Annotated in this window: 14 protein-coding genes and 1 pseudogene; 2 read left to right on the top strand and 13 right to left on the bottom strand. The window is 69.7% G+C overall.

The genetic code is table 11. The features are described 5' to 3' along the window. Positions 1–23: 23 nt before the first annotated feature. From ACFY1P_RS03780 to ACFY1P_RS03770, 3 genes are all read right to left on the bottom strand, one after another. Positions 24–2,969 (bottom strand): BTAD domain-containing putative transcriptional regulator, encoded by a 2,946-nt coding sequence (locus ACFY1P_RS03780; protein ID WP_390749577.1) that lies wholly within the window; start codon positions 2,967–2,969, stop codon positions 24–26. Beyond that, positions 2,966–3,496 (bottom strand): hypothetical protein, encoded by a 531-nt coding sequence (locus ACFY1P_RS03775; protein WP_361523863.1) that lies wholly within the window; start codon positions 3,494–3,496, stop codon positions 2,966–2,968. Before ACFY1P_RS03775 ends, ACFY1P_RS03780 begins: the two co-directional genes overlap by 4 nt. 283 nt (positions 3,497–3,779) lie before the next feature. Further along, positions 3,780–6,005: an MMPL family transporter gene (locus tag ACFY1P_RS03770; RefSeq protein WP_361523865.1), complete on the bottom strand. Its 2,226-nt coding sequence runs from the start codon at positions 6,003–6,005 to the stop codon at positions 3,780–3,782. 221 nt (positions 6,006–6,226) lie between these two features. Between ACFY1P_RS03770 and ACFY1P_RS03765 the strand changes: the two genes are divergently transcribed. Continuing rightward, positions 6,227–7,132 carry an acyl-CoA thioesterase gene (locus ACFY1P_RS03765; RefSeq protein WP_390749576.1) on the top strand — a complete coding sequence of 302 codons (906 nt, stop codon included), beginning with the start codon at positions 6,227–6,229 and terminating at the stop codon, positions 7,130–7,132. 90 nt (positions 7,133–7,222) lie between these two features. Here ACFY1P_RS03765 and ACFY1P_RS03760 read toward each other — a convergent pair whose 3' ends face one another. The 3 genes from ACFY1P_RS03760 to ACFY1P_RS03750 are packed head-to-tail and all read right to left on the bottom strand — an operon-like array spanning position 7,223 to position 13,416. Beyond that, the gene (locus tag ACFY1P_RS03760; protein ID WP_390749575.1) at positions 7,223–7,984 is read right to left on the bottom strand and encodes an SDR family oxidoreductase; all 762 of its coding nucleotides are present in this window, start codon (positions 7,982–7,984) and stop codon (positions 7,223–7,225) included. Beyond that, positions 7,981–9,408, bottom strand: coding sequence for a coproporphyrinogen-III oxidase family protein (locus tag ACFY1P_RS03755; RefSeq protein WP_390749574.1), 1,428 nt, complete (start codon positions 9,406–9,408; stop codon positions 7,981–7,983). The genes ACFY1P_RS03760 and ACFY1P_RS03755 overlap by 4 nt, the downstream gene beginning before the upstream one ends. Positions 9,409–9,465: 57 nt before the next feature. Next, on the bottom strand, positions 9,466–13,416 hold the full coding sequence (locus ACFY1P_RS03750; RefSeq protein WP_390749573.1) for a type I polyketide synthase: 3,951 nt from the start codon (positions 13,414–13,416) through the stop codon (positions 9,466–9,468). Between the two features lie 844 nt (positions 13,417–14,260). Between ACFY1P_RS03750 and ACFY1P_RS03745 the strand changes: the two genes are divergently transcribed. After that, complete coding sequence (locus ACFY1P_RS03745) at positions 14,261–15,541, top strand: phosphatase PAP2 family protein (protein WP_390749802.1); 1,281 nt, start codon at positions 14,261–14,263, stop codon at positions 15,539–15,541. A 195-nt stretch (positions 15,542–15,736) separates the two neighbouring features. On the opposite strand, the gene ACFY1P_RS03740 is transcribed toward ACFY1P_RS03745, so the two are convergent. The 7 genes and pseudogenes from ACFY1P_RS03740 to ACFY1P_RS03710 form a co-directional block, all read right to left on the bottom strand. After that, positions 15,737–16,276 (bottom strand): hypothetical protein, encoded by a 540-nt coding sequence (locus ACFY1P_RS03740; protein ID WP_361523880.1) that lies wholly within the window; start codon positions 16,274–16,276, stop codon positions 15,737–15,739. Positions 16,277–16,364: 88 nt separating this feature from the next. Next, the gene (locus ACFY1P_RS03735; protein WP_390749572.1) at positions 16,365–18,350 is read right to left on the bottom strand and encodes a hypothetical protein; all 1,986 of its coding nucleotides are present in this window, start codon (positions 18,348–18,350) and stop codon (positions 16,365–16,367) included. After that, positions 18,347–19,510: a 5'-methylthioadenosine/S-adenosylhomocysteine nucleosidase gene (locus ACFY1P_RS03730; RefSeq protein ID WP_361523886.1), complete on the bottom strand. Its 1,164-nt coding sequence runs from the start codon at positions 19,508–19,510 to the stop codon at positions 18,347–18,349. Before ACFY1P_RS03730 ends, ACFY1P_RS03735 begins: the two co-directional genes overlap by 4 nt. Continuing rightward, positions 19,511–20,254 (bottom strand): NUDIX domain-containing protein, encoded by a 744-nt coding sequence (locus ACFY1P_RS03725; RefSeq protein WP_361523889.1) that lies wholly within the window; start codon positions 20,252–20,254, stop codon positions 19,511–19,513. 517 nt (positions 20,255–20,771) lie between these two features. Then, complete coding sequence (locus ACFY1P_RS03720; protein ID WP_390749571.1) at positions 20,772–21,332, bottom strand: putative immunity protein; 561 nt, start codon at positions 21,330–21,332, stop codon at positions 20,772–20,774. Between the two features lie 54 nt (positions 21,333–21,386). Further along, a pseudogene (locus tag ACFY1P_RS03715) lies at positions 21,387–21,783 on the bottom strand (carboxymuconolactone decarboxylase family protein); the annotation flags it as partial. 79 nt (positions 21,784–21,862) lie between these two features. Further along, positions 21,863–22,042, bottom strand: a complete 180-nt coding sequence (locus ACFY1P_RS03710) for a hypothetical protein (protein ID WP_361522614.1) — start codon at positions 22,040–22,042, stop codon at positions 21,863–21,865. Between the last annotated feature and the right edge of the window lie 1,175 nt (positions 22,043–23,217).

Genomic DNA, 23,217 nt, shown 5'->3' with positions numbered 1-23,217 from the left:
CCGCAGAGACTGCCGCCCCGCGTTCACCGCTCGATAAACGGTGCTGTCGCGTGCTCGTCCAGCAGTCGGCGGAGGTGTGCGACGTCCTGTTCGGCGCGCAGCCCCTCGAAGAGTTCCAGTGCGGCCCGCAGACAGGCACCGGCCCGGGCGTGCTGCCCCAAGGGGATGAGGCTGCGGCCGAGCGTCCGGAGCAGACCGGCCTCCAGCATCGCGCTGACCTTGCGGGCGAGTGGCAGGAACGTCTCGGCGGTCTGCGCCGCGAGCGCGAACCGCTCCTCCTCGGCGTGGAGTTCGGCGATCAGGTTGCCCGACGCGGCCTCGAAGGAGGATACGTTCAGGGTGCGGAAGAGCGGCAGGGCGGCTTCGGCGCGGCGCAGTGCCTCGTCCCGGTCCCCGCACAGGCGGAGCACCCGGGCCAGGTAGTACAGGCCGATGGCCTTGGACACCGACTCGCGCCCGCCGAGCAGCTCCGCGCCGCGTCCGGCCGCCGCCCGCGCCTCGGAAAAGCGGCCCTGGCGGGCGTAGTTGAAGGCCAGCTCGCCCAGCGCGGTGCCCTCGGCGGTCGCCGCGCCCAGCGTCCGGAAGAAGCGCACCGACGCCTCCCCGTGCGTGACCGCGTCGTCGAAACGGCCGCGGACCCGGGCATGGGCGCACAGCGTGAGATGGGCCGAGGCACACAGCCGCAGGTCGGCGTCGTGGTCGCAGAGCTCCAGGCTGCGGTGGAGTTCCCTCTCGGCCTCGGGGAAGGCGTTGGCGTGCCACAGGGCGTTCCCGCGCACGTAACGGGCGAGAGCCTCCGACGGCCGGTCGCCGCGCCGTGCGGCGACCTCGGCGACCTGCCGGGCCTGTTCCGACACCGCCGTGAGGTGGGTGATGCCGGAGAGCACGGTGTTGAGCCGGTCGAGGAGATCGGCGGCCTGGGACAGCGGCAGGCCGTCGTCGGCGCAGGCGCGGGCGATGAGCGCCCGTTGCAGGACGGTCTCCTCACGCATCCAGTCGGTGGCCTCCCGGGCGGTGGCGAAGGTGATCCCGGGGGAGGCCGGTACGACGTCGATGAGCGTGCGTTCGTCCGGCTCGGCGGAGTGCGCCACCGTGTCGGCGTTACGGGCCGTGGCCAGGCAGAAGTCCAGCAGCCCGGCGAGGGCGCGGGTCGCCGTGCCGGGGGAGTCCTCGCGGGCACCCCGGGCCCGGGCGAAGGCGCGGACGAGGTCGTGGAACCGGTAGCGGTCCAGGCGGTGCGACTCCAGCAGGCTGAGTTCGACGAGGGATTCGAGGAGCTCCTCCGCCTCGTCGGCGCCCAGCCCCAGCAGGGCGGCCGCGCTCGACAGCGCGAGGTCGGGCACGTCCGGCACGGCCAACAGGCGGAAGGCGCGGGCCTGTTCGTTGCTGATGGTGGAGTAGGAGAGCTCGAAGGCGGCGTCCACGGCGGCGTCGCCGGTGCGCAGTTCGTCCAGGCACCGGCGTTCGTCCGCCAGCCGCCGGCACATGTCCGCGAGTGGCCGGCCGGGTTCGGCCGCCAGGCGGGAGGCGACGATCCGCAGGGCGAGCGGCAGGTGCCCGCAAGCGGCCACGAGCGCGGGGGCGGCCTCCGGTTCCGCGTCCACGGCGCGGTCGCCGATGGTGCGCCGCAGCAGGCGGAGGGCGTCCTCGGGCGGCATGACGTCCAGCCGCAGATGGCGCGCCCCGGCCAGTCCGGTGAGCCAGGCGCGGCTGGTCACCAGGACGGCACAGTCGGCGGCGCCGGGGATCAGCGGTCTGAGCTGTTCGCAGGAGGCCGCGTTGTCCAGCAGCAGGAGCATCCGGCGGTCGGCCAGCAGGGTGCGGTAGAGCGCGACGCGTTCGTCGGCGTCGTCGGGGATGTCCTCGTCGGCGACGCCCAGCCCCCGCAGGAATCTCTCCAGTACGTGGTGCGGGTGCAGGGGTTCGGCGTCGGCGCCGCGCAGGTCGGCGTAGAGGCGCCCGTCCGGAAACGCGTCGTCGCCGAGCCCGTGCGCGGTGTGCACGGCGAGCGTGGTCTTGCCGACGCCTGCCATGCCGTTGACCGCCGAGACGATGACGGCTGAGGCGTCCGTCCTGGTCAGCATCCCGGTCAGATCGCGGAGTTGCTCGTCTCGCCCGGTGAAGCCGGGGACGGGGGAGGGGAAGGCGCCGCCGGACCCGGGTGTGCGGGGCCGCCGTCCGCTGTCCTCGGGCAGCCGCAGGGTGGGGTCGGAGCGCAGGATCCGCTGGTGCAGCGTGGCCAGTTCGGCACCGGGCGCGGTGCCGAGGTGGCGCCGGGTGTCCTCGTGGACGCCCAGCGCCTCGGCCTGGCGGCCCGCGCGGTACAGCGCCAGCATCTGCACCGCCCGCAACCGTTCGCTGTCCGGGAACTCCATGACCAGGGCCCCCGCTTCGGCGGCCAGGCGGGGCCGGTCGCCGAGCTCGGCGTCGAGACCGAGCCGGGCCTCCAGCAGTGACTGCCGCGCCTGCTGGAGGCGGGCGCGCAGGGTCCGGGCGTGCGGTCCGTGGAGCCCGGCCAGTGGCTCGCCCGTCCACAGCTCCAGCGCGCCGGTGAGGACCTCGCGGGCGTGCTCGGCGCTGCCGCCGGAGGCCCGGATCTCCGCGGCCCGGGCCGCGGCGCGCTCGAAGGCCCAGGTGTCCACGGCGTGGGCGGGGACGCGCAGCGCGTACCCCCCGCTCCCGCCGTCGCCGACGGTCACGAGCAACGGCTCGGCGGCGTGCAGGGCCAACGCCCGGCGCAGCCGCCACACATGGGTACGGACCGCGTGCTCCGGACGGGACGGCCGGTCGCCCTCGTCCCACACGGCGTCCACGAGCAGCGGCAGCGACACCGTCCGGCCGCCGGCGGCCAGCAGGACCGCCAACACCTCGTGCGAACGGGGCTGCCCGAGGTCGACCGGCAGCCCGTCGCACCAGGCCCGCACCGGGCCGAGCAGGGCGAAGCCCAGTCCCGCGGCCGGGGTGTTCACCGGGCGGAGGAACCGCAGGGGAACTGGAGTCCGTAGGAGGCCGACCAGAGTTGGACGAAGTAGGGGGCCTCGCTGTTGGTCGTCGCCAGGATCGACATGTCGCCGCCGGAGCGGACGGTGAGTTTGGTCCACGGCATGTGCTGACAGTCGCCGCTGCCGGTCCGGCTCTGCCAGAGCGCGCCCCCGTCCGGAGCGGTGACGACGAGGTCGCCGTCGGCGCGGAGTTCGGCCTTGTTGCCCTCGCCGGCGGTCGCCGAGTGCCAGCGCAGCCGCGGAGCCTCAGTGGTGCCGGGGCCGGTGGTGTAGAGGGCGAGGTCGCCGTTGCGCTCCATGACGAGCTGGGTGTCACCGGAGATCAGGCTCGCACCGGGGGTCAAGGTGCCGCCGTTGGGGAGGGTGTCGGAGGCGGCGGGCACGGCGGCGTGGGCCGCGCCGCCGGTGGCCAGGAGCCCGGTGGCGGCGAGGAGGGCGGCGGCCACGGCGGAGGCGGTGCGGGTCACGATCGGGCGGTGGGTTCTCAGCGACATTGCGAGACCTTTCCGGTGGGGTGGTGCGACCTTTGCGTACTGGTCTCGACCATCATGGGTGGCGCTGTATAAACCATCAACAACCCGTAAACGGACAATCGTTGACGAGACGCAGCCGGGGTGCGGCCGACCGCGAGGGGGTGCGGCGACCGGTGCCGCTCCCGAAAGCGCGTCCCCCAGAGCCTGTCCGGGCGTCGGCACGAGTGACCGAGCCTGCCGGCAGCCGGGGCACGCTCGTGATCGTGGAACTCCGATGAGCTGCCCCTCGCCCCGCAAAGCCCCCTCACTCCCCGGCGTCCTCCCGAAGCCCGACACGGTCGTGCAGGCGGCGCAACGGCCCCGGGGCCCACCAGTTGGCCCGGCCGGCCAGGCGCATGAAGGAGGGTACGAGCACAGCGCGGACCAAGGTCGCGTCCAGCACCACCGCCAGTGCGAGGCCGACGCCGAGCAGCTTCAGCAACGTCACCCCCGAGATGGCGAAGACGAACAGCACGACGGCGACGAGGACGGCTGCGGCGGTGATGATCCGCCCGGTGTGCTGAAGGCCGAAGGCCACCGACTCCGTGTTGTCGCCGGTGCGCAGATGGCGTTCGCGGATCCGGGAGAGCAGGAACACCTCGTAGTCCATGGAGAGGCCGAAGGCCACGCAGAAGGCCAGGATCGGGATGGTCGCGTCCAGGGTGCCGGTGTGCAGCGGACTGCCGGCCAGCGACGACAGGTGGCCCTCCTGGAAGACGAACACCATCGCCCCGAACGTGGCGCTGAGACTGAGGGTGTTGAGCGCCAGTGCCTTCACCGGCATCAGGACGCTCCCGGTGAACAGGAACAACAGCACCAGCGAGGAACCCACGACGATGCCGATGGCCGCCGGAGCGGCTCGGCTGATGGCCGATGTGCTGTCCTTGACCTCGGCGGCCCGCCCGCCCACCGACACCGCGCCCCCGTCCGGCGGCGCCACCTTCCGCAGCAGGCCGACGAGATGGCTTCCGGCGGGGGAGTCCTGATCCACCGCGGAGACCACGGAGAGCAGCGCGGTGCCGCCGTCCACCAGCGCGGCACCGGCCGGGCCCGGGCCCTGGACCCGGAGGCCGGCGGCATAGGTGCCGGTCGCGGCGGTCACCTGGCGGACGTCCCGCACCGCGGACAGGGCACGGGCATAGGACTCCAGAGCCTGGGCCCGGTCGCGCCCCAGCCCCTCCACCACGACGGGCACGGTACGCAGCACATCGGCGTCGAACCGGGTGCGTAACAGCTGTGTGGCACGGTGCACTTGGGAGCCCGCGGGCAGTGAGCGGTCGTCGAACAAGCCGGGGGAGACCCGGGTGAACGGGGACGCGAGGACGGCCAGCACGAGCACCGCGCCGCCTCCGCAGAGCACCGGACGGCGCATCACCGCCATGGCGAACCGGTACCAGCGGCCGCTTTCGGGCGCCTCCGGGCCCGCCTCGCCGGCGGCGGCCCGCCGCGCCGGACCGCGCAGCCGGGCGAAGACGTCGTAGCGGTCGACGCGGTGGCCCAGGACGGCCAGCAGCGCGGGCAGCACGAAGACCGCTCCCGCCGCTGCGGAGAGCACCACCGCGATGCCGCCGTAGGCGAAGGACCGCAGGAAGAACTGGGGGAAGACCAGCAGGGCGACCAGGGACAGGGCCACCGTCAGCCCGGAGAACGCCACCGTCCGCCCCGCCCGGCGCACCGTGGGCCCCAGTGCCTCCCGCACCGTCGCGCCACCGCGAAGCTCCTCCCGGAAACGGGCGAGGATGAACAGGCTGTAGTCGATGCCGAGACCCAGTCCGAGCGCGGTGGTGGAGTTCATCGAGTACACCGAGATCGGCACGACCCCTGCCAGGGCGTTGAGCACGGCCCGGCTCACCAGGACCGAAAGCAGCGCGATGACCAGCGGTAAGGCGGCGGCCACCGCACTGCCGAAGACGAACAGCAGGAGGACGAGGGTGACCGGCATGGCGATCGCCTCGGCGAGCAGCAGGTCGTGCGCCGTCTGCTTGCCGACCTCCGACTGCACCTGCGCCGGACCGGCCGCCATGACCGTCAGCCCCTGCGCGTGCCGCCGCAGGTCCGGCACCAGCCGCCCGGCGGTCTTCGCCTGGTCGTCCTCGTCACCGCGCAGGGAGAGCGACACCAGCCCGATGGAGCCGTCCCGGGAGCGCATCGAGGGCGCGTGCCCCGACGTCCAGTACGAGGTGGCCGCTCCCACGCCCGGGGCCCGCTCGGCCCGCCGGGTCAGGGCAGCTCCCAGCGAGACGGCCGTCGGCGAGTCGACCGCACCGGCCCCGCTGAGCAGCAGCACCAGATCACCGCCCGCGGAGGGGAAGTGCTCGGACACCAGGCGCCCGGCCCGGGAGGACTGCGCGTGGGGATCGGAGAAGCCGCCGTGGACCAGCCGGTTCTCCACCCCCAGCCCACCGATCGCGGCCAGGACGAGGGCGAGCGCGCTCACCCACAGCACGGCGGTACGCCGCCGGTACAGCGCCGCGCTGAAACGGTCGGGCATGAGGGGACCTCCCGGTCGAGCGGTCCGCCGAGCGCGGGCCGGCGTCGTACGGAGCCGTCGTGTTCACGGCGGTCGCTCACCACGCGCGGTTCCGAAGTACCGCACCGTACCGCCTCCTGTCGACGAGGCAACTCGACGGCGCCTTAAGGCAGTTGGGTTGAGCGGCGCTTCCGCGGTGGAGATACTGGCCGCTGCGGTGACGCCGAGGCGAAGTGGGAACCATGGACCAGGAACGCGCGCTGCGGGACCTGCTCGGTCTGCTCGACCTCGACCCCGGCCCCGCGGCGGACCAGGGCGGCGGCGAGCACTTCCTCGGCCGCCCGCCCCTGGAACCCTCCTCCCCGGTCTACGGAGGGCACCTGGCGGCCCAGGCGCTGGCCGCCGCCGGCCGCACGGTGCCCGACGGCTTGCCCGCGCACTCCGTGCACTGCTTCTTCCTGCGCCCCGCCCTGCCGACCGCGCCCTTCGACTACCGGGTCGAACGGGTCAGGGACAGCGGCTCCTTCGCCACCCGGCTGGTGCGCGCCACCCAGCGCGGTCGGGAGGTGTTCACCCTGACCGCCTCCTTCCACCGCCTCGAGCCGGGCCTCGGCCACCAGGACCCGATGCCGCCCGTCCCGGACCCGCAGGACCTGCCGACCTACGAGGAGCGGCTGACCGAGGCGTTCGGCGAGGTGATGCAGCCCCTCGGGAAGCCGTACGACCTGCGCTTCGTCGGCCCGTTGAGCTTCGATGTGGAGAAGGACCCGTCGCTGGTGTCCCGCCGGACCCAGGTGTGGGTCCGCGCCACGGGCGAACTGCCGCCCGGGGCGACCGCCGACCGCGAACGCCACCTCCACGCCTGCCTGCTGGTGTACGTCTGCGACGTCACCATGCTGGAGACCGTCCTGGTCCAGCACGGCGTCTCGTGGTTCCACGCCAGCGGCCGCAGCGTCGACTACACCGTGTGGATCCACCACCCCTTCCGCGCGGACGACTGGCTGCTCTGCGCCCTGGAGACCCCGGTGGCCTCCGCGGGGCGGGGACTGGTCCTGGGCCGGGTCTTCACCCGCGATGGTCTGCTGGTGGCCACCTTGGCCCAGGAGGGGCTGATCCGGGTGAGCAGCGGCCACGGGACCCTGGGCTGAGGGATCCGCGGCCGCGGCGGCGAACAGCATGGACCGAGGCGAGGGGCGGACGGCGTCATCCCGCCGGAGCCGCCCCACGCCCGCGCACGGTTACACCACGAGACCTCCCGATATCTCGATGGCCTGCCCGGTGATGTAGCGGGCCCGGCCGGACGCCAGGAAGCACACCAGGTGAGCCACGTCCTCCGGGGTGCCGAAGGCATGGCCGGGGATCAGGGACTTGAGGAGTTCCGCCTTTTCCTCCGGGATCGCGGCGGTCATGTCGGTCTCGATGAGACCGGGCGCGACGGCGTTGACGGTGACCCCCCTGGCACCGATCTCCTTCGCCAGGGCCTTGGTGAAGCCGATGACCCCGGCCTTGGCCGCGGAGTACGCCGTCTGGCCGGGGATGCCGTGCAGCCCGGAGGAGGAGGCGATGTTGACGATGGCGCCGCTGCGCTGCTTCACCAGGGGCATCAGCAGCGGCTTGGTGACGGTGTACATGCTGTCGAGGTTGGTGGCGATGACCTCGTGCCACTGCTGCCGGCTCATGCGGGCGAACACGGTGTCGCGGGTCATGCCGGCGTTGTTGACGAGGACGTCCAGTTGCTCCAGCCGCTCCAGGGCCGCGGTGGCGAAGCGCCGGGCCTCGTCCGCGTCGGCCACGTCGGCCCGCAGCGCCGTGCAGCGCCGCCCGGGGTGAGCGGCGCCCATCTCGTCGGCCAGGGCGCTCGCCCGCTTCTCGTCGCTGTGGTAGCCGAAGACGACGTCGGCGCCCTGGGCCAGTGCCAGCCGCACGACCGCGGCACCGATGCCCCGCGATCCGCCCGTGATCACGACACCGCGGCCCGCCAGGGGCAGACCCTCCGTCACTGCCCGCTCCGGGACACGGTCGCGGGCCCGCGGGACTCCTTCTTGCGCCGCGCGGCCTCCTCGCGCAGCTCGCGGTAGCGCTCCTCGGCGATCAAGGTCGAGATCATCGGGGCGTAGAACGGCCCGTCCCCGACCAACCTGATCCACTCCGGTGTGATCTCCACGAGCCCTCGCTCGGCCAGGGCCTCCCAGACGGTGCCGTACTTCTCGCGCACGTCGAACCCGAAGGCGGCACGGTACTGCGACACGTCGATCTCCGTACTGATGAGGCTGCGGAAGAGCACCATCAGCAGCCAGTCCTCGGGCGCGTGCCGGAAGCCACGCTCGATGGGGAACCGGCCGTTGTCGACGGCCGCCTTGTACTGCGCCAGGCTGCGCTGGTTGATGTACGACCAGGAACGGCCCGGGGGCAGCGCGGGGTTGCCGAAGAAGGTGATCGCCGCATAGCCGAGCCCCACGGAGTCCACGTGCTCGAAGCGGGAGGTGTAGCCCTCACGGAAGTCCCGGCTCGCGGGGTCGCCGGGACGGCGGAAGTTGTACGTCGACAGCTGCTCGTAGCCGTGGTCGAGGAGGAAGTCGCGCCCTGCCCGGTACATCTCCAGGTTGGCCAGGGTGCTGGGCAGCTCGTGGTAGCGGTTGAGCGCGAAGTCGGTCGGGCCGCCGACGTTCAGCTCGTAGTGCGTGATGTCGTAGACGTCCCAGGAGACGAGGGTCTCCAGATCCTCCAGCATGGTGTCGACGGTCTGCTGGGGCCAGCCGAAGATCAGGTCGACATTGGCGGCCAGCCCGAGCTCGCGGGCCCACTCCAGGCTCTGGATGACGTGCTTGGTCGTCTGCTTGCGTCCGCTGAAGCTGTTGAGCCTTTCGTTGATCTGCTGGACGCCCATGCTGATCCGGTTCATCCCCGCGTCCCGGATCGCCTCCATCTTCTCCCGGGAGAACAGCTGGGGAATGCCCTCCAGGGTGAGACCCGCGTCCTCGCGGATGTCGGGGAAGAGGCGGCGCACCATGTCCATCAGGCGGTGGTAGACGGGGGCTTTGTAGAGATTGGAGGTGCCCCCGCCGAAGTACGCCCCGGCGAGGACGGAACCCTCCAGCTGCTCCCGGTACATCTCGGCTTCGCGTTCCACGTAGCCGTAGTAGTTCTCCAGGGCGGCGTTGCCCTGGAACTCCTCGACGGGGAAGAGGCAGTACCCGCACTTCCCCGGGTCGGTCTGGATGCAGTACGGGACACCGACGTACAGGTGCACGGGGTAGGGACCCTCCGCCTCCCGCAGGCGGCGGCGGTCCTCGGCGATCTCGTCGATGGGCACGGACAGCTCGTTCCAGTACCGCGGCGACGGGAACCCGTGCTGGATCTTGTTGACTTGCCGTTCGCCGAGATGGCTGTCGAGATAGCTGTGGACGTGTTCGGAGCTCAACACGGTTGCTGGCACTTCCCCTCTGGGGTGGGATCTGCCGGGTGCGGCGGGAGGCCGGGCTCAGGCGCGCGCCGGAGCGGCCTCGGCGTCGGCGCTGTCGGGGCTGCCGGTGTCCGCCAGGATCACCCGTTGGAGGAGGAACTCCGCGAGCTCCTCGATGCTCTGGTACTCCAGTGCCTCCATCGCCCGGTAGCGGAATTCGAGCTTCTCCTGGATGCGCCGCTGGAGCTCGGTGATGGTCAGGGAGTCGAGCCCGACCTCCAGCAGGGCCAGGGAAGGATCGAGGTGCTCGATGTCGATCTCCAGCTCGGTCGACATCCGGCCGAGGGTGTCGACGATCTCCCCGGTGAGCCAGTCGATGACCACCTGCCGGCGCTCCCCGGGCGGGAGCGGCTCGACGCGCTCGCGCAGTTCCCGCCGTGAGACGCCACCGTCCCGGGAGTGGGGCCCGGCCGGCGCGGGCACGGCCGCCGAGGTGTCGGTCAGCGAGGCGATGCGCCGGAATTCGATGTCCTCCAGGTCTGCGAGGACGGCGCCGGAGTCGTCCAGGACGCGCAGCTGAGCGGTGAACGCGGCCCCCGAGGCGTGCGGCCGCAGCCGGACGTGGCCCCAGACCTGGTCGGGGAACGGACCGTGCAGGACGATCCGGCCCACGCCGACCGGGATATGGGTGCCCCTGGCCGAGCCGTCGGCCGCGGCGGCGGTCAGGTGCAGACAGCCGTCGAGCATGGTGGCGAACCGGTGCGCGTGCCCCGCTCCCGACGCACCGTCGGGAGCGGCGGTGATCCGGCCGAGCGCCTGGCCGCCTGCCTGGTCGCACCACAGCTCGCGGACGGTGGAGAAGCTCGCGCCGTACTCCATGCCGTCCTCCCGCAGCAGCCCGTAGAGGCGGCCGGGCGTGAACGCGTCGGGCATCGCCGCGCGCAGTTCTCCGGGACGCGTGCCGGAACGGCCTTGTTCCACGGCCGGTCCGATCCTGCCGTGGCAGTAGCGGGGCGGGCCGTCCCCGTCGCCGCCCGCCACGGTGAACCGGTGGCCCGGCGTGTGGCCATCGGCTTTGAGTTCCACCCGGACGCTGCTGGGGCGGCCGGGGGCCAGGACGAGCGGCCGGACGAAGTCGACGTCGGTCAGCTCGACCGGAACGGAGCTGTGGCCGTCGGCCGACGTGTAGGCGTCCACGGTGAGTTCGAGGTATCCGGTGGCAGGGAAGAGAGTCGAGCCGAGGATGCGATGGTCCACCCACGGCGTGCCGGGCTCCACCTCGTGCCGTCGGACCACCGCTTCGAGCTCGCGGACCGGCTGCGGCTCCGGCCGCGGGGATGTCCCCGGTTCCGGGCTACGACGGACGTCGGGCGCGGGCGTCACCCAGTACCGGTCCCTGCGGAACGGGTACTGCGGGGCGGACGAGGTGCGGCGACGCCCGCGCCCGCGGTAGAGCGCGGCCAGGTCGATCGCGGCTCCGGAGGTGAAGAGGGCGCCCGCCGCGGCGAGCATGTTGCGCACGTCCTTCCCGTCACGCCGCAGGGTGGAGATCACCGTCACGCCGTCGGCGCCGAGGGCCTCCTGCACGTGTGCCCGCAGGGCGGGGTGCGGGCCGATCTCGACGACCACGGTGCGGCCCAGGGCGGCCACCGCGCGCATGCCGTCGTGGAACCGGACCGGGTGGCGGACCTGCTGGCTCCAGTAATCGGGCCCCTCGGCGCCGGTCAGGGCCTCGCCCGTGACGTTGGAGATCACCGGGACGGCCGGGGCCGTCGGGCGGAGCCCCGTGGCGGCCTTGCTCAGTTCGGGCAGGGCCGGGTCCATCAGCGGCGAGTGGAAGGCGTGCGAGGTACGCAGCCGGGTGGCCCGTACGCCGGCGTCGCCGGCCAGACGGGCCACCTCCTCCACGGCCTCCGTACGTCCCGAGACGACCACGGCGCGCGGGCCGTTGACCGCGGCCACCGACAGGTCGGCCTCGCGCCCGGCCACCCAGCCCCGTACGGTCTCCGGATCCGCGGCGAGGGCCAGCATGACGCCGTCGCGCGGCAGTTCGCCCATGAGACGGCCGCGCAGCGCGCTGAAGCGGGCGGCGTCCTCCAAGGGCAGCATGCCGCCGGCGCACGCGGCGACGAGCTCGCCGACGCTGTGCCCGAGCAGCGCGTCCGGGACGACTCCCCAGGAACGCAGCAGGGCGGCCAGCGCGTACTCGACGGCGAACAGCGCCGGCTGGGCCAGCCTCGTGTCGTCGAGCGCCTCCGGGGACTGCTCATCGAAGAGGAGTCGCCGCAGTGGTACGGGCAGTTCGGCGTCGAGCACCTCGGCGCACCGGTCGATGGCGGCGGCGAACTCCGGCTCGACGTCGTACAGTTCACGGGCCATGCCCGGGTACTGCACGCCCTGGCCGGTGAAGACGAAGGCGGTCCGGGCGGGCTTGACGGCGTGCCCGTACGCGACCGACGGAGGAGTCCGGCGAGTCCGCCACAACCGCAGGTCGTTGGCGATGCCGATGGCACCCCGTCCGCTCACCGCGAGGCGGTGGCGGTGCACGGCGCGCCCGGCGGCCGCGGTGAACATGGCCTCCGGCAGGCTCTCCTGGTCGGTCCGGGACAGATGCTCCGCCCAGCGCTCGGCGAGCCCGTCCAGACTCTCCGGGGACTTGGCGGACAGGACCAGCAGCTCGGCGGAGCGCGGCCGCGTGCCGCCGCCACCGGCTTCGTGCCGGGCCCGCGGTGCCTCCCGCAGGATCGCGTGGGCGTTGGTGCCGCTGTAGCCGAAGGAGTTGACACCGGCCAGGCGCGGGACGCCGTCCTCCCGGGGCCAGGGAACGGGTTCCCCCGGCACCTCCACCGCGGCGCCCTTCAGATCGATCTTGGGGTTGAGCCGGTCGAGGTGGATGCTGGGGTAGATGGTCTCGTGGTGCAGGGACAGGGCGGCCTTGACGACCCCGAGGAGGCCGGCGGCGGCCTCGGTGTGACCGAAGTTGCTCTTCACCGACCCGACGTAGAGCGGCCGGTCCGCGGTGCGGGCGTGGGCGTACGCGCCGGCGATGGCGTTCATCTCGATCGGGTCGCCGACCGGGGTCCCGGTGCCGTGCGCCTCGACGTAGCCGACCCGGGCGGGATCGGCACCGGTGCGGGAGAGCACCGCGCGGATCACCTGCTCCTGGGTCCGGCCGTTGGGCGCGGTCAGCGCGGGCGTGCGGCCGTCGTGGTTGATCGCGGTGCCGATGATGCTGGCCAGGATGGGGTCGCCGCGCTCCTCGGCGAGCGACTCCCGGCGCACCAGCGCCGCCACACACCCCTCGCTGCGGACGTAGCCGTCCGCCTTCGCGTCGAACGCCCGGCACTGCCCACCGCGGGAGAACAGGCCCAGCTTGCAGAAGGAGATGTGCACATCGGGGGTGAGGATCAGATTGACCCCCGCGACGATCGCCGAGTCGCACTCGCCGGTGAGGATGGACTGACGGGCCAGGTGCAGTGCGGTCAGTGAGCCCGAGCAGGCGGTGTCGACCGTGAGGCAGGGCCCCTTCAGGTCGAGGAAGTGGGCGATGCGGCCGGCGCTGATGCTGATCTCGTCGGCCATCGAGTCATAGGCCGTGATGCCGGTGAGACCGTCGATGTCGTGTTTGAGGAACCCGTAGTTGTTGCTGTTCATCATGGCCACGAAGACGCCGGTGCTGCTTCCCCTGATCTCGTCGGGATTCTGTCCGGCGTGTTCCAGGGCGTGCCACACCGTCTGCAGGAGCAAGCGGTGTTGCGGGTCCATCCGGACCGCCTCGGCGTCCGAGATCCCGAAGAACGCGGCGTCGAAGCGGTCGGGGTCGTCGACGAACCCGCCGTGGCGGACGTAGGTCTTGCCTGCTGCCAGGGGGTCGGGATCGTAGAGCTCATTCACGTCCCACCGGCTGGCCGGGATCTCCTCGACGCAGTCCCGGCCTTCCCGCAGGACCTTGTGTATGTCGTCCAGCCCGTGCACCTTGCCGGGGAGTGTGCACCCGACCCCTACTAACGCAATGGGCTCAGCATCCATGCCGATTCTCCTTCGGCGGGTGGGGGAGTGGCGCTGCCGTACGGCCCGGCACACGGCCACGGTCTGGGACAGCCGGCAGTTGCGGAACGTCGCACGAATTCAGTGCCGGAATCTTGAGCCTTGAAGCGAATTGTGGCTCTATGCATCGGTGTCGACCGAATTATTCTCCGCTGCACCCTCGCAAGGCTAGGCGCGCACCGGAAAGGGAGGCAAGGAGCTACTGGGGGGCGGAACAGCGCTCCTGGAGGCGTCAACGACCCCGCGCGTGCGCCGTGCACGCACCCTTCGCACGGCCCGCACGGCGCGCGGGACAGCCCAGGGCATCCGGCAGGCGACCGAGGCGCGCCGGTGTGCGCGCCGGTTGTGCGGAGTGGCATCCGGCGCCCGCGGAGTCAGTCACGGGTCCTCGTCATCGCCCTTCGAAAATCTTGCCCCTCGTGAAGCCTCCGGGCGGATCCCGCTCCTGGGTATCCCGGTTCACGGCATGACGCGAAGCGGCACGGAATCGAGGGGCCATCCAAGATCATCAGCAGCCTGGCGGACGGCTGTGCCGAAGTTTCGTGGTATTCGCGAGAAGCTGGACCGTCGAGCGCCGGATCGCCCGCCCCTCGCGACACCCGTGACCAGCGGACCCCACCGGCACCGCTCCAGATAGCATGTTCGAACTCGTGGCGATCACCCCGATCACCCACCCTCACCCGAAAACCGTGCCATCCAGCACAAAAAGTGACCTACTTAGCTGACGTCCGACAAATTGGCCAAGCAATTGATATCTATAGCATCACGGTTGTTTTCACAAATAAACAGCAGAGCCGCATTCGCCGCAGGGCGTAAAGCGCGGACGATACTGTGGGTCACGGCGGGTGTGGTGGCCTTCGGATTCCTCGTCGCGCTGGAGATCGCCGCGCGTCACTACGGCATGCCGGGGCCGATCACCAACCAGGCGAAAGAAGTGATACTCGCCCCCAAATCGGGGCCGCTGCTGTACGGCAGCATGGCATTGATGATGGTGGTGCTCACCTGGCGGGAGCGGTTCATCGCGGCCGGCGTCGCCGTCGGTATCGACGTCGTCTTCTGGCTCGTCCGGTGGGCGGTCGACGCCAAGATGATGTTCGGCAACGGCGCATTGTGGGTGCTTCTGGGCTATGCGGTCATCGCCGTCACCCGCCGCACCGGCCGGGAACGCCTCCTTCTGCTGAAAGGCGTCGGACTGGGCCTGCTTCTGGTCGCCGGCCGCAAGACCGGCGATACCTGGCTGCTCATCACGTCCAAGACCCGTCCGACGGTGCTCGACCAGTACGTGGCGACCGCCGATCACGCGCTGGGCAACCCGTCATGGATCGTAGGCAAGATCGTCAAGGCCACCGGTCCGGTCGGCGACCACATTCTCGACTACGTCTACATCCAGCTCGCGGTGGCCGCGGTCGTCGTCGCGCTGTACCAGCTGCGCAACGTGGCGACCGAGCGCCGCTTCCCGCGCCACCACCTGGTGCGCACCTTCCTGGTGATCGGCCTCCTCGGGCCCGGCATCTACATGATTTTCCCGGTGGTCGGGCCGATCTTCGCCTACGGCGCCGACGGCAGCCACTGGGCTGTGGCGGATCTGTGGCCGAACACGGCGCCGATACTCAACGCCCCGCACCAGATGCCGTTCGACGAGATCACCCCACGCAATTGCATGCCCAGCCTGCACACCGCCTGGGCCACCGCGATATTCATCCATTCCCGCAAGGGACCACGAATTCTGCGCTACGCAGGCGCTTTCTGGCTTGTCGCCACGCTCGGCGCGACACTGGGATTCGGCTACCACTACGGCACGGACATCATCGCCGGCGTGGTCTTCACCCTCACGATCGAAGCGGCTCTGCGCTCGCTCGAACGCGGCTGGGACCGGTCGGGAACCCAGCTGGTCGCTTACGGCGCGGCGGTCTTCACGGCACTCCTGGTGTCCTATCGCTATCTGCCGCTGGAGATGGCCGAACACCCCTGGGTCTTCGGACCCCTTCTCATTCTGGCGATGGCTTCGGTGATCTACGGCTACGTACGGACCACCAAACGGTGGGAACCGCAGGCGCCGAAGACCGCACCAGTGCGGCAACCGGAACCGCAACCCGAACTGGTCTGATTCACATCGCACCAGGTTGCGGACCGAGCGCTTCCCGGGACGCTGAACGGGTGTTGCGGAGGTGGAGCGGGAGCCCGTCGGCCGAGCCGGAGGGTATCGATGGCGTAGAGACGTCGATACCCTCCGGCTCGGCAGGCGGGCTCCTCTCGGTTGTGAGGCTCCAGTTTGAACGTGAAGTGAGGCGGCGGAGCAGCCCTACCTCTCCGCATAGCGTAGGAACTGCCAGCCCAGTACGGCCAGGGCAAGTGTCTGTGCGAGGGAGGCGATCAGGAGTAGAGGATGGACGGCGGGAGAGCACCAGAATGCGGTCATGCAGATCATCGGCAAGGCCAAGTACGTGAACAGATCCACAGCGGTCTGCAGTCGCTTGCGCGTGGTGCGGCTCGCATCCTCACGGTGGTAGATCTCCCAGCCGAACACTGTGCCGTGGGCGCCGCTGAGCTCTGCCAGCCGCGGTCCCAGCTGCTCGCGGATGTAGCAGCCGACCGCCGAGATCTTCTCGTCGTTGACCAGGTAGGTCCAGCCCAGGACCAGGCAGATCCCGGGGACGGCGAGCAGCAGTTGAGCCTGCCCGCTCTGGACGGCGATCGCCAGGACCGCGGTGGACGCGGCGAGCGTGAAGTAGAGCAGGTTGTCACGGAATCCTATCCGGGTGTTCTGCTCCTCCTTGAGGCGGTCGTACTCGGCCAGCAGCAGTCTGCTTTCGGTGACGTCTTCTGTGGCGGCCACGGCCATTCCTAAGCTGGGGTCCCGGCTGGGCTGATGAGTGAGCGGGCAGGGCTCCGGCGCTCCGGCCCCTGCCCCTCCTGAAGAACCGGAAGAATCAGTCGGTAGGGCGCAAGGGCGGTAGGTGGTTGGGGTTGTTCCGTTCGATCCAACCCTTTCCGTCCGCCGCGATTCCTTCCAGGAGGCGGAAGGTGTGGATGAAACCCGCCGCATTGAGGTTGATCTCGGCGATTTCCTGGGCGTTTTCGTCCGGCGCCAGTTGATGGGTGTCGGCGTCTTTGACGCGAATGTTCCTGGCCGGCCCGTTGGTGAGGACGAGCTCCAGGTCGTATCCGATGCTGGTGCGTTCCGTGACCTGTACGGAGGACAACGCGTCGAAGCGGTAGTTGCTTCGCTGCTCGTTACCGCGTTTTGCGTCGGTGAAATCGAATTCCGTGCTGACTTCACGAACGCCGTCCTGGGTTACCAGGAAAAGGCGGAAGTTGTAGCGCGAGTATCGCCAAGGACCGCCCTTCACGCGCCCTCGCTTGTAAGGGCGTGCGGGTGTCATCAGGATGGTGTGGGTGATCAGGTCGCGCCAGGTGAGCTGGTGGTGGCGGAGTGCTTCGTCGACGAACACCGTTTTGTCGCAGGTGAGCCAGGTCTCCATTTCCAGCTCAGTGGGTCGCGTGGCGTCCAGGAACGACTTCCAGTTCTGGTAGGCGGCTTGCCGCGCGGCCAGCTGCTCTTGATATTCCCGGGTTTCTTCGGCCAGCCGGTGCTCTTCACCTCGGGTCTTCAGCCACGAGGACACAGCCGTGCGTCCGGACCAGACCGCACCGACTGCGGCCAGGACGGCCAGCAGCGTCTGCGCAGCACCGGCACCTGAGGCCACTGTTCCGAGCAGGGCCAGAGTGGTGATGCCGAGAGCGATGAGGGCGACCATGCACAGTGTCTTCGCCACCGCCGACGTGGGGCTCTGGTGACGATGACCGAAGAGAGTGCCTTTGTGGTGACGGTCTCGGGCATCCTCGGCGAGATAGCGGATCAGCCAGTTGACGCGGTCCACGCTGACTCGGCTCTCGCGATAGAGAAGCGCGATCTCGGCGACGAGGCTGTCGCGGATGTGGACGGTATGACCGAGCCATTCGTGCGGGGCCCATCCGTGGGGCACGCGGGTACCGAAGTAGTGATCGAACGAATGACGGACGCGGTTGGTGAACCCGTCTCCGGCAAATGCGGGATTGCCTGTGTACGGGATGTGGGACTCACGGTTCTTGACCTTAAGCCGATGGTCTTGGTGCCACCATCGGCGGCCGAAGTGAGCCGCGGTCAGGCCGGCGCCGAGTGCCACCACTAACTCGATGACTGCCGCAGCCGGATCCGCGAACAGCGCCAACATCGAGAGGAATCCGGCGACGATGACGAACAGGCCGACTCGGAGCGGGAGGGATGCCTTCGCGGCAGCAGCGCTGCTCGGACGGGGCGGCAGGGCCCGTGGCCCGATGGGATCGGGTTCGAAATAAGCCCAGACCCGTTGGACCCGGTCGTTGCCGAAGCGAGCCGCCTCGGCCCGCTCGCGGTTCTCGGCCCACAGGCTGTCCTTCAGCCCTCCGGTGAGTACGAGGTCGAGGTGGTGGAGGATCGCGTCACGCTGGCGAAGTGACAGGGCTCGCAACCGCTCCAGTACGCGTCCTGTTTCGCCTTCCGCGATGCTGAGCATCGCCAGCAGTTCGAAAGCGACGCGCAGAGCGTCTTTCCACTCTCCCTCAGCGTAGGTCCGTACGAGCCCGGAGGCATGGTGCAGCCGCTGGAGTTCTTCGGTGCTGAGGTCGTGGTAAGCGCGGGCACTGAGCATGGCGAGCACCCAGTGGAAACGGACCTCCGCGTTGTCGTGTCCGTGGGCGATCGCGTCACTGATCATGTCGCGAGCACGGCTGGGGACGCCATCCTCCAGGAACCGCACACCGACCTTGTATTTTTCCTGAGGCGATGCATCCGGATGGACGAAGTAGACGTTGGAGTTGTGCACGGTCTCGGCCTGGATTCCGACAGTGGAGTCGTAGGCGGCCGAATTGTGCGTGCCACTGCTGCCCTCGTTCATGACAAGTCGCCCGCCGCGACAACCAGTGGCGCCAGCATGGCCACCAGCTCGGGAAGCTCCGCGACCAGGCCGCGTAACCTCTTGAGTGCCATGGTCGCCCTCTTGGACGATCCGGGAGTGTTCTCCTTTGCCGCCCGGCGGGCGAAGCCCAGCTCGGCCAGTGCCTCTCGGTAGGAGTCGTCGTCGAGGGCGCTCTCAGCGTGGTGATGCTTCAGGTGCTCACGGAGTCCGTCCAGTTCCGCGACCAGGTCCGCCGGACCGGTCACCTTCGGGGCCGTGTTCATGTAGACGCTGCTTTCCTTGACCGAGCCGGCCATGATGCCAACGGTGCTGTTATGGGCGGAGTTGCTGACGTGCTCTTCGAGTCTGTCGGACGTATGGTTCTTGTCTTCCTGGGACATCGTGATCTGCTCCTGTTCTCCTACCAGTTCCGCGGCCAGCCGTGTGGCGAATGCGGCCGCGTTCGCCGCAGCCCGTGGTTGCCAGTTACGGTCCTTCGCGCTGCTCTTCGTACCGTCGGCTCGGTCGCTGATTCCCCGGATGATGGCCACTGGTGCCCCGCTGAGATGACCGGCTTGCGCCACACCGGCGGCCTCCATCTCGATCGCGAGCGCGTCGTTGTAGTGCTGCCGGATCCACCGCGCCTCAGCCGAGATCTTCGAGTTCTGCACGACCTCGCCGGCGGCGATCGCGCCGAAGCGCACCTGCGGCGCGCGCTCATGACCAGGCGTGTCGTCTGCCCAGTCGTTCACGCGAGCCAGATGCGAGCCGAGCTGACTGATGCCGTGTGCCGCCTCCCACGCCCGGGGACGGGCCTTCAGTCCGTCGTCCTCGCTGGTCCCGCCGTGGTAGGCGTACACGTGTGTCGCCATCACCACGTCGCCCAGCCTGGCGTCATCCCACAAGGCACCGGCGACGCCGACGAACAACACGGCCACCGGCGAAAACTCCTGTATCGCGCGCTCAGCGATCACCGCGGCGGAATGATTCCCTTTGTTCGTCAGGCCGAGTGCGACACGGCATGAAGTGCCCTGCACGGTTCCCACCTCGAACCGCGTCCCACGCTCATGCCGGTGCACCTGTGGGTCGGTCAGTTTCCGGCGCACGGCCTGGTATTCGAGATTGAGGGCGGTGAGAATCACCACCAGGTCTTTCGACATCTATTCCCCTTCTCCTCTCGTGTCCTCTTCCGTCGCGGACGGCACAGGTCGGATCAGTGGTGGGAACAACACCGACTTCGGCCCGGCCCGGTACAGCCGAGCGGGCCGTCCCCCTGTGGTCCTACGCCCCGAGCCTGCGGGGACGATGAATCCCTTTACTGCCTGAACTTTCCGATAGAAATTACGGGTATCGAGTTTGGTGCCCCAAACGGCTTCGTATACCTGCTGCAACTCGGCAATGGTGAAGACTTCTGCACAGAATGCCGTGGCCAGTGCCGAGAATTCGAGCTTGGTACGCGCGCGTTCAATTCCGTCCGTCACGATCCGGTGGTGATCGAAGGCCAGTTCCATCTCACCGGACAGGACGGCTTCCGCGGGAACCCATGCAGCATCCGTGGCGTCCGTTCCCGCGACCGGTTCGGGGAGTCCCGGCGCGATCGCCAAGTGCGCTACGGAAACGACTCGTCCCCGTGGATCACGGCCTGTGCCCCCGTAGGTGGCCAATTGCTCAAGATGCATCCGCCCGGCCACCAGAGCGGTTTCTTCCCTCAGCTCACGGTGAGCGGCGTCCAGAATCTCCTCACCTGCGTGATTGAGGAATCCGCCAGGCAGCGCCGGCATGCCTTGAAAGGGATCTTCACCCCGTTCCACGAGCAGGACACACAGTCGCCCCTCGCGCAGCGTCAAGATCACGAGATCGACAGTCAGCAGCACCGGCGTGGGTGACCACGCATCAACTTGCATGCTGCGTACGGTACTTCGATTCCTGTCACCTTAACAAGAAGAGTGACGAGGAGACTGCTGAAGCTGGATGGCGGAGGCGCTTCGAGCGGTCAATTCGTCGTCCGCTCCGCAGCCAGGCGTGGGCCGATCGTGGCCTGATGGTTCGGTGTTGCCTCGAAGCGGCTTGGGAACGGGTACTTGTGTTCCAGGTCGGGTGTGTATCCGCGCTGGTGAGGCAGAAGAAGCCGATGCCCTCGCCTGCCGGGCTGGACGAGTCGGTGAGGCGGTGGTTGCGGGTGGCCCTGTGGCCGTGACGATCACTGGGTTGTCGGGGGCGTCGTCCTGGCCATCACCGGTCCGCCCGTACTGCCCACGATCCCCACGATGCGCCAGTACTCCTGGGGCAGGATCTCCCCATGCCCTCGGCCCTGTTCGGCATCAGCCGCATTCCGTCCGCGTCCGTACCGGCCAGCGCCTGTTCCGGCTCCGGCGACCCGGAGTCGGAACTCGACATGTCAGCCCCGCCGACCAGCGGAAATCAGGATGGCGGGTCCTCAACGAGGGTGAGTGAACGAAGGTCGGCGTCCAGTACGCGGATCAATTCACCGACACGGCCGCCACCACTCGGCGCCGCCGGGAAGCGTTTGAGCACGTCAACGACGACCGGTGTCGCACGGTGCACCGCCTGCTCGAGGTGTGCGGCACCGACGCTCCGGTCGTCGTCGGCGACGAGTTCGGCCGCTCTGGCCGCGTAGGCGTCGGCGCCGAGAATGTGCTTGACCTGGGTGGCCTTGGGCAACGGATGCAGGTAGGCGGCGCCTGCCGCGGACATCGCTGCCCACGCCGCCTCGCGCGCAGCCGCAGTGTCCGCGCACTTGGCCGCCTTGAGGGCCGCCGACGCCGTGTCGCGCAGAGATTTCCCGCGTCCGCCGCCCCGGGCGAACTCCCACGCGGCACTGACAGCGTCTCGGGGCCGCGAGTCGTCCGGCTGATCGGTCTCGAAGATCTCGAGCACCACCTCCGCACACGCTGCGGCGAACGCGGTGACCTCGCGAAGTTCCCGCTTGCTCAGAACGATCTCGCCAGCTTCCCCTGTCATGGGTTCATCTTCCACGATCGCCCGGGAGAGCCCGGCGGGGCGGCTGGACTCCGGTTACTCGCGCCGGCCGGGCTGATGGCCACCGGCGGGCTGCCGGAGCATGGCATTGCCCCGGTTGAAGGCGTTGGTCAGGGAGATGAGGCATACGAGGGCAGCGAGCTGCTCCTCGTCGTCATGCTTGGGGGCGTTCGCCCAGGACTCGCCCGTGACTCCACCGGCGGCGTCGGCGAGGCGGGTGCCCTGCTCGGCCGGCCCCAGGGCGGCGCGCTCGGCGTCGGTGAACACCGTGGCCTTCACGCCAAGCCGCGACCAGATTGAGGCGCGTCGACGGCTTCCCGGCATGCGCGGCGTCCTTGCTGTGCATGTCGACACGAAAACCTCAGCTGTTGATCCGGCCGGCGCGCCGCTTCACCAGCTCCTGGGTGGTGAACGGCAGCGTCGAGCCGTACACGCTCGGTCCTTGCTCCGACCGGGCTCGAGCAGCGTCCTGCCCGGGCACCGGACGGCGGTGCCCGGGCAGGACGGCAGGATCACGGCAGGACGATCAGCCCGTTGCGTTCAGGAGCTCCCGAGTGCCATGGGTCCGCGCTGGCCGCATTGGTGTTCACGCTCACCAGGCGGTTCCAGGGCGCCTCGTCCGCGCTCGCGGGCACGGTGAGGATGCCGAGGATCGCGGCGGCTCCGAGGAGGACGGTGGTGATGCGGCGCATGGTGTGCCTTCCGATGTAAGGGTGATCTGGTCGGGCCGGGTCTGCCCACGCGGCCTCGGCCGCATGCGCGGCATCACCCCTGCGTGGATGGCGAATCGGTCCTGCACGCGCCTGTTCGTCACCTTGGCGAAGGGTGGTCACTCCACCGGTTCGTCGGGGGACCGCCTGGCCCCGAGTCGGTGAACGTCGGAAACACGTCGCCGCTGACGAGCGGCCGGTGATGGCGAACACCCCATCTACAGACGCCCAGTGGCGAACGGCAGATCCGAGGATCCATATGGTGACCCTGACTTGAGGTCCTGTGTCCGGGAGGCGTGATGCGGCGTACCGGAACACGCGCGGCTGGGGCTGGACCGCTGGTCGTGCGCTTGGTCGAAGGTACCCGACGCCAATGGCTCTGCTTTGTATTATGCAGAGTCGGGCCTGCACAGTGCTGTCGTGGAGTTGCTCGATCAGCACGACCTTCGCCGGGACCTCTGCGCGACCTGCTCGCGGTCCACCACAGCGGTGGCTTGGAAGCCGGCGAGTTGACAGGGCTGGCAGCCTCGCTGTTCTTCGACGGCCACATCCTCCTCTCCGCGCATCAACTCACCAGCGCTCTCCTGTGCTTGTTCACGCATTCCGACTGGCTTGCCAGGAATGGCCACCGACCTCGGCCTCCTGGCCCCGACCGTTGAGGAGACACTGCGGTGCTGCCCCGCCATCACGGACGGAATGACCCGCGCCGACACCGCCGGCGTCCGCGCGGCAGTGGCGTTCGGCCTGGCCAACCGCGACCCAGCGGCCTGCCCGGACCGTACCGCTTCGACACCACCCGCGCCGGACCGTGCCACCTCCCCCTCGGCCGCGGCCCGCACCACTGCATGGGGGCCGCGCTCATGCACACGGAACTGCGTATCGGGCTGACTACACTCTTGACCCACCTGTCGGCCTACGGCTTGCGGTCGAAGCCCGCACCCTGACGAGCTACGAGGAATTCCGTCTTCGAAAAAGGGCTGGGTCGAGTCCGCCGCCGACCTGAAACGCTTCCACACCATGGAATACGTCCCTTACGAGAGCGGCGAGATGGTGATCCACTCCGGTCACACGCTGCACCAAGTCGCTCCCAGCCCCAGAGTCGACCCCGATGACGAGCGGCTCACGTTACAGGGGCATGGGGTGTGGCGCGACAGACG

Origin of the sequence: Streptomyces sp. NPDC001407, from assembly GCF_042895325.1 — a bacterium.
GTDB lineage: Bacteria > Actinomycetota > Actinomycetes > Streptomycetales > Streptomycetaceae > Streptomyces.
Note: the sequence above shows the minus strand (reverse complement) of the source record. Positions and strands in the feature narration are given on the sequence as shown.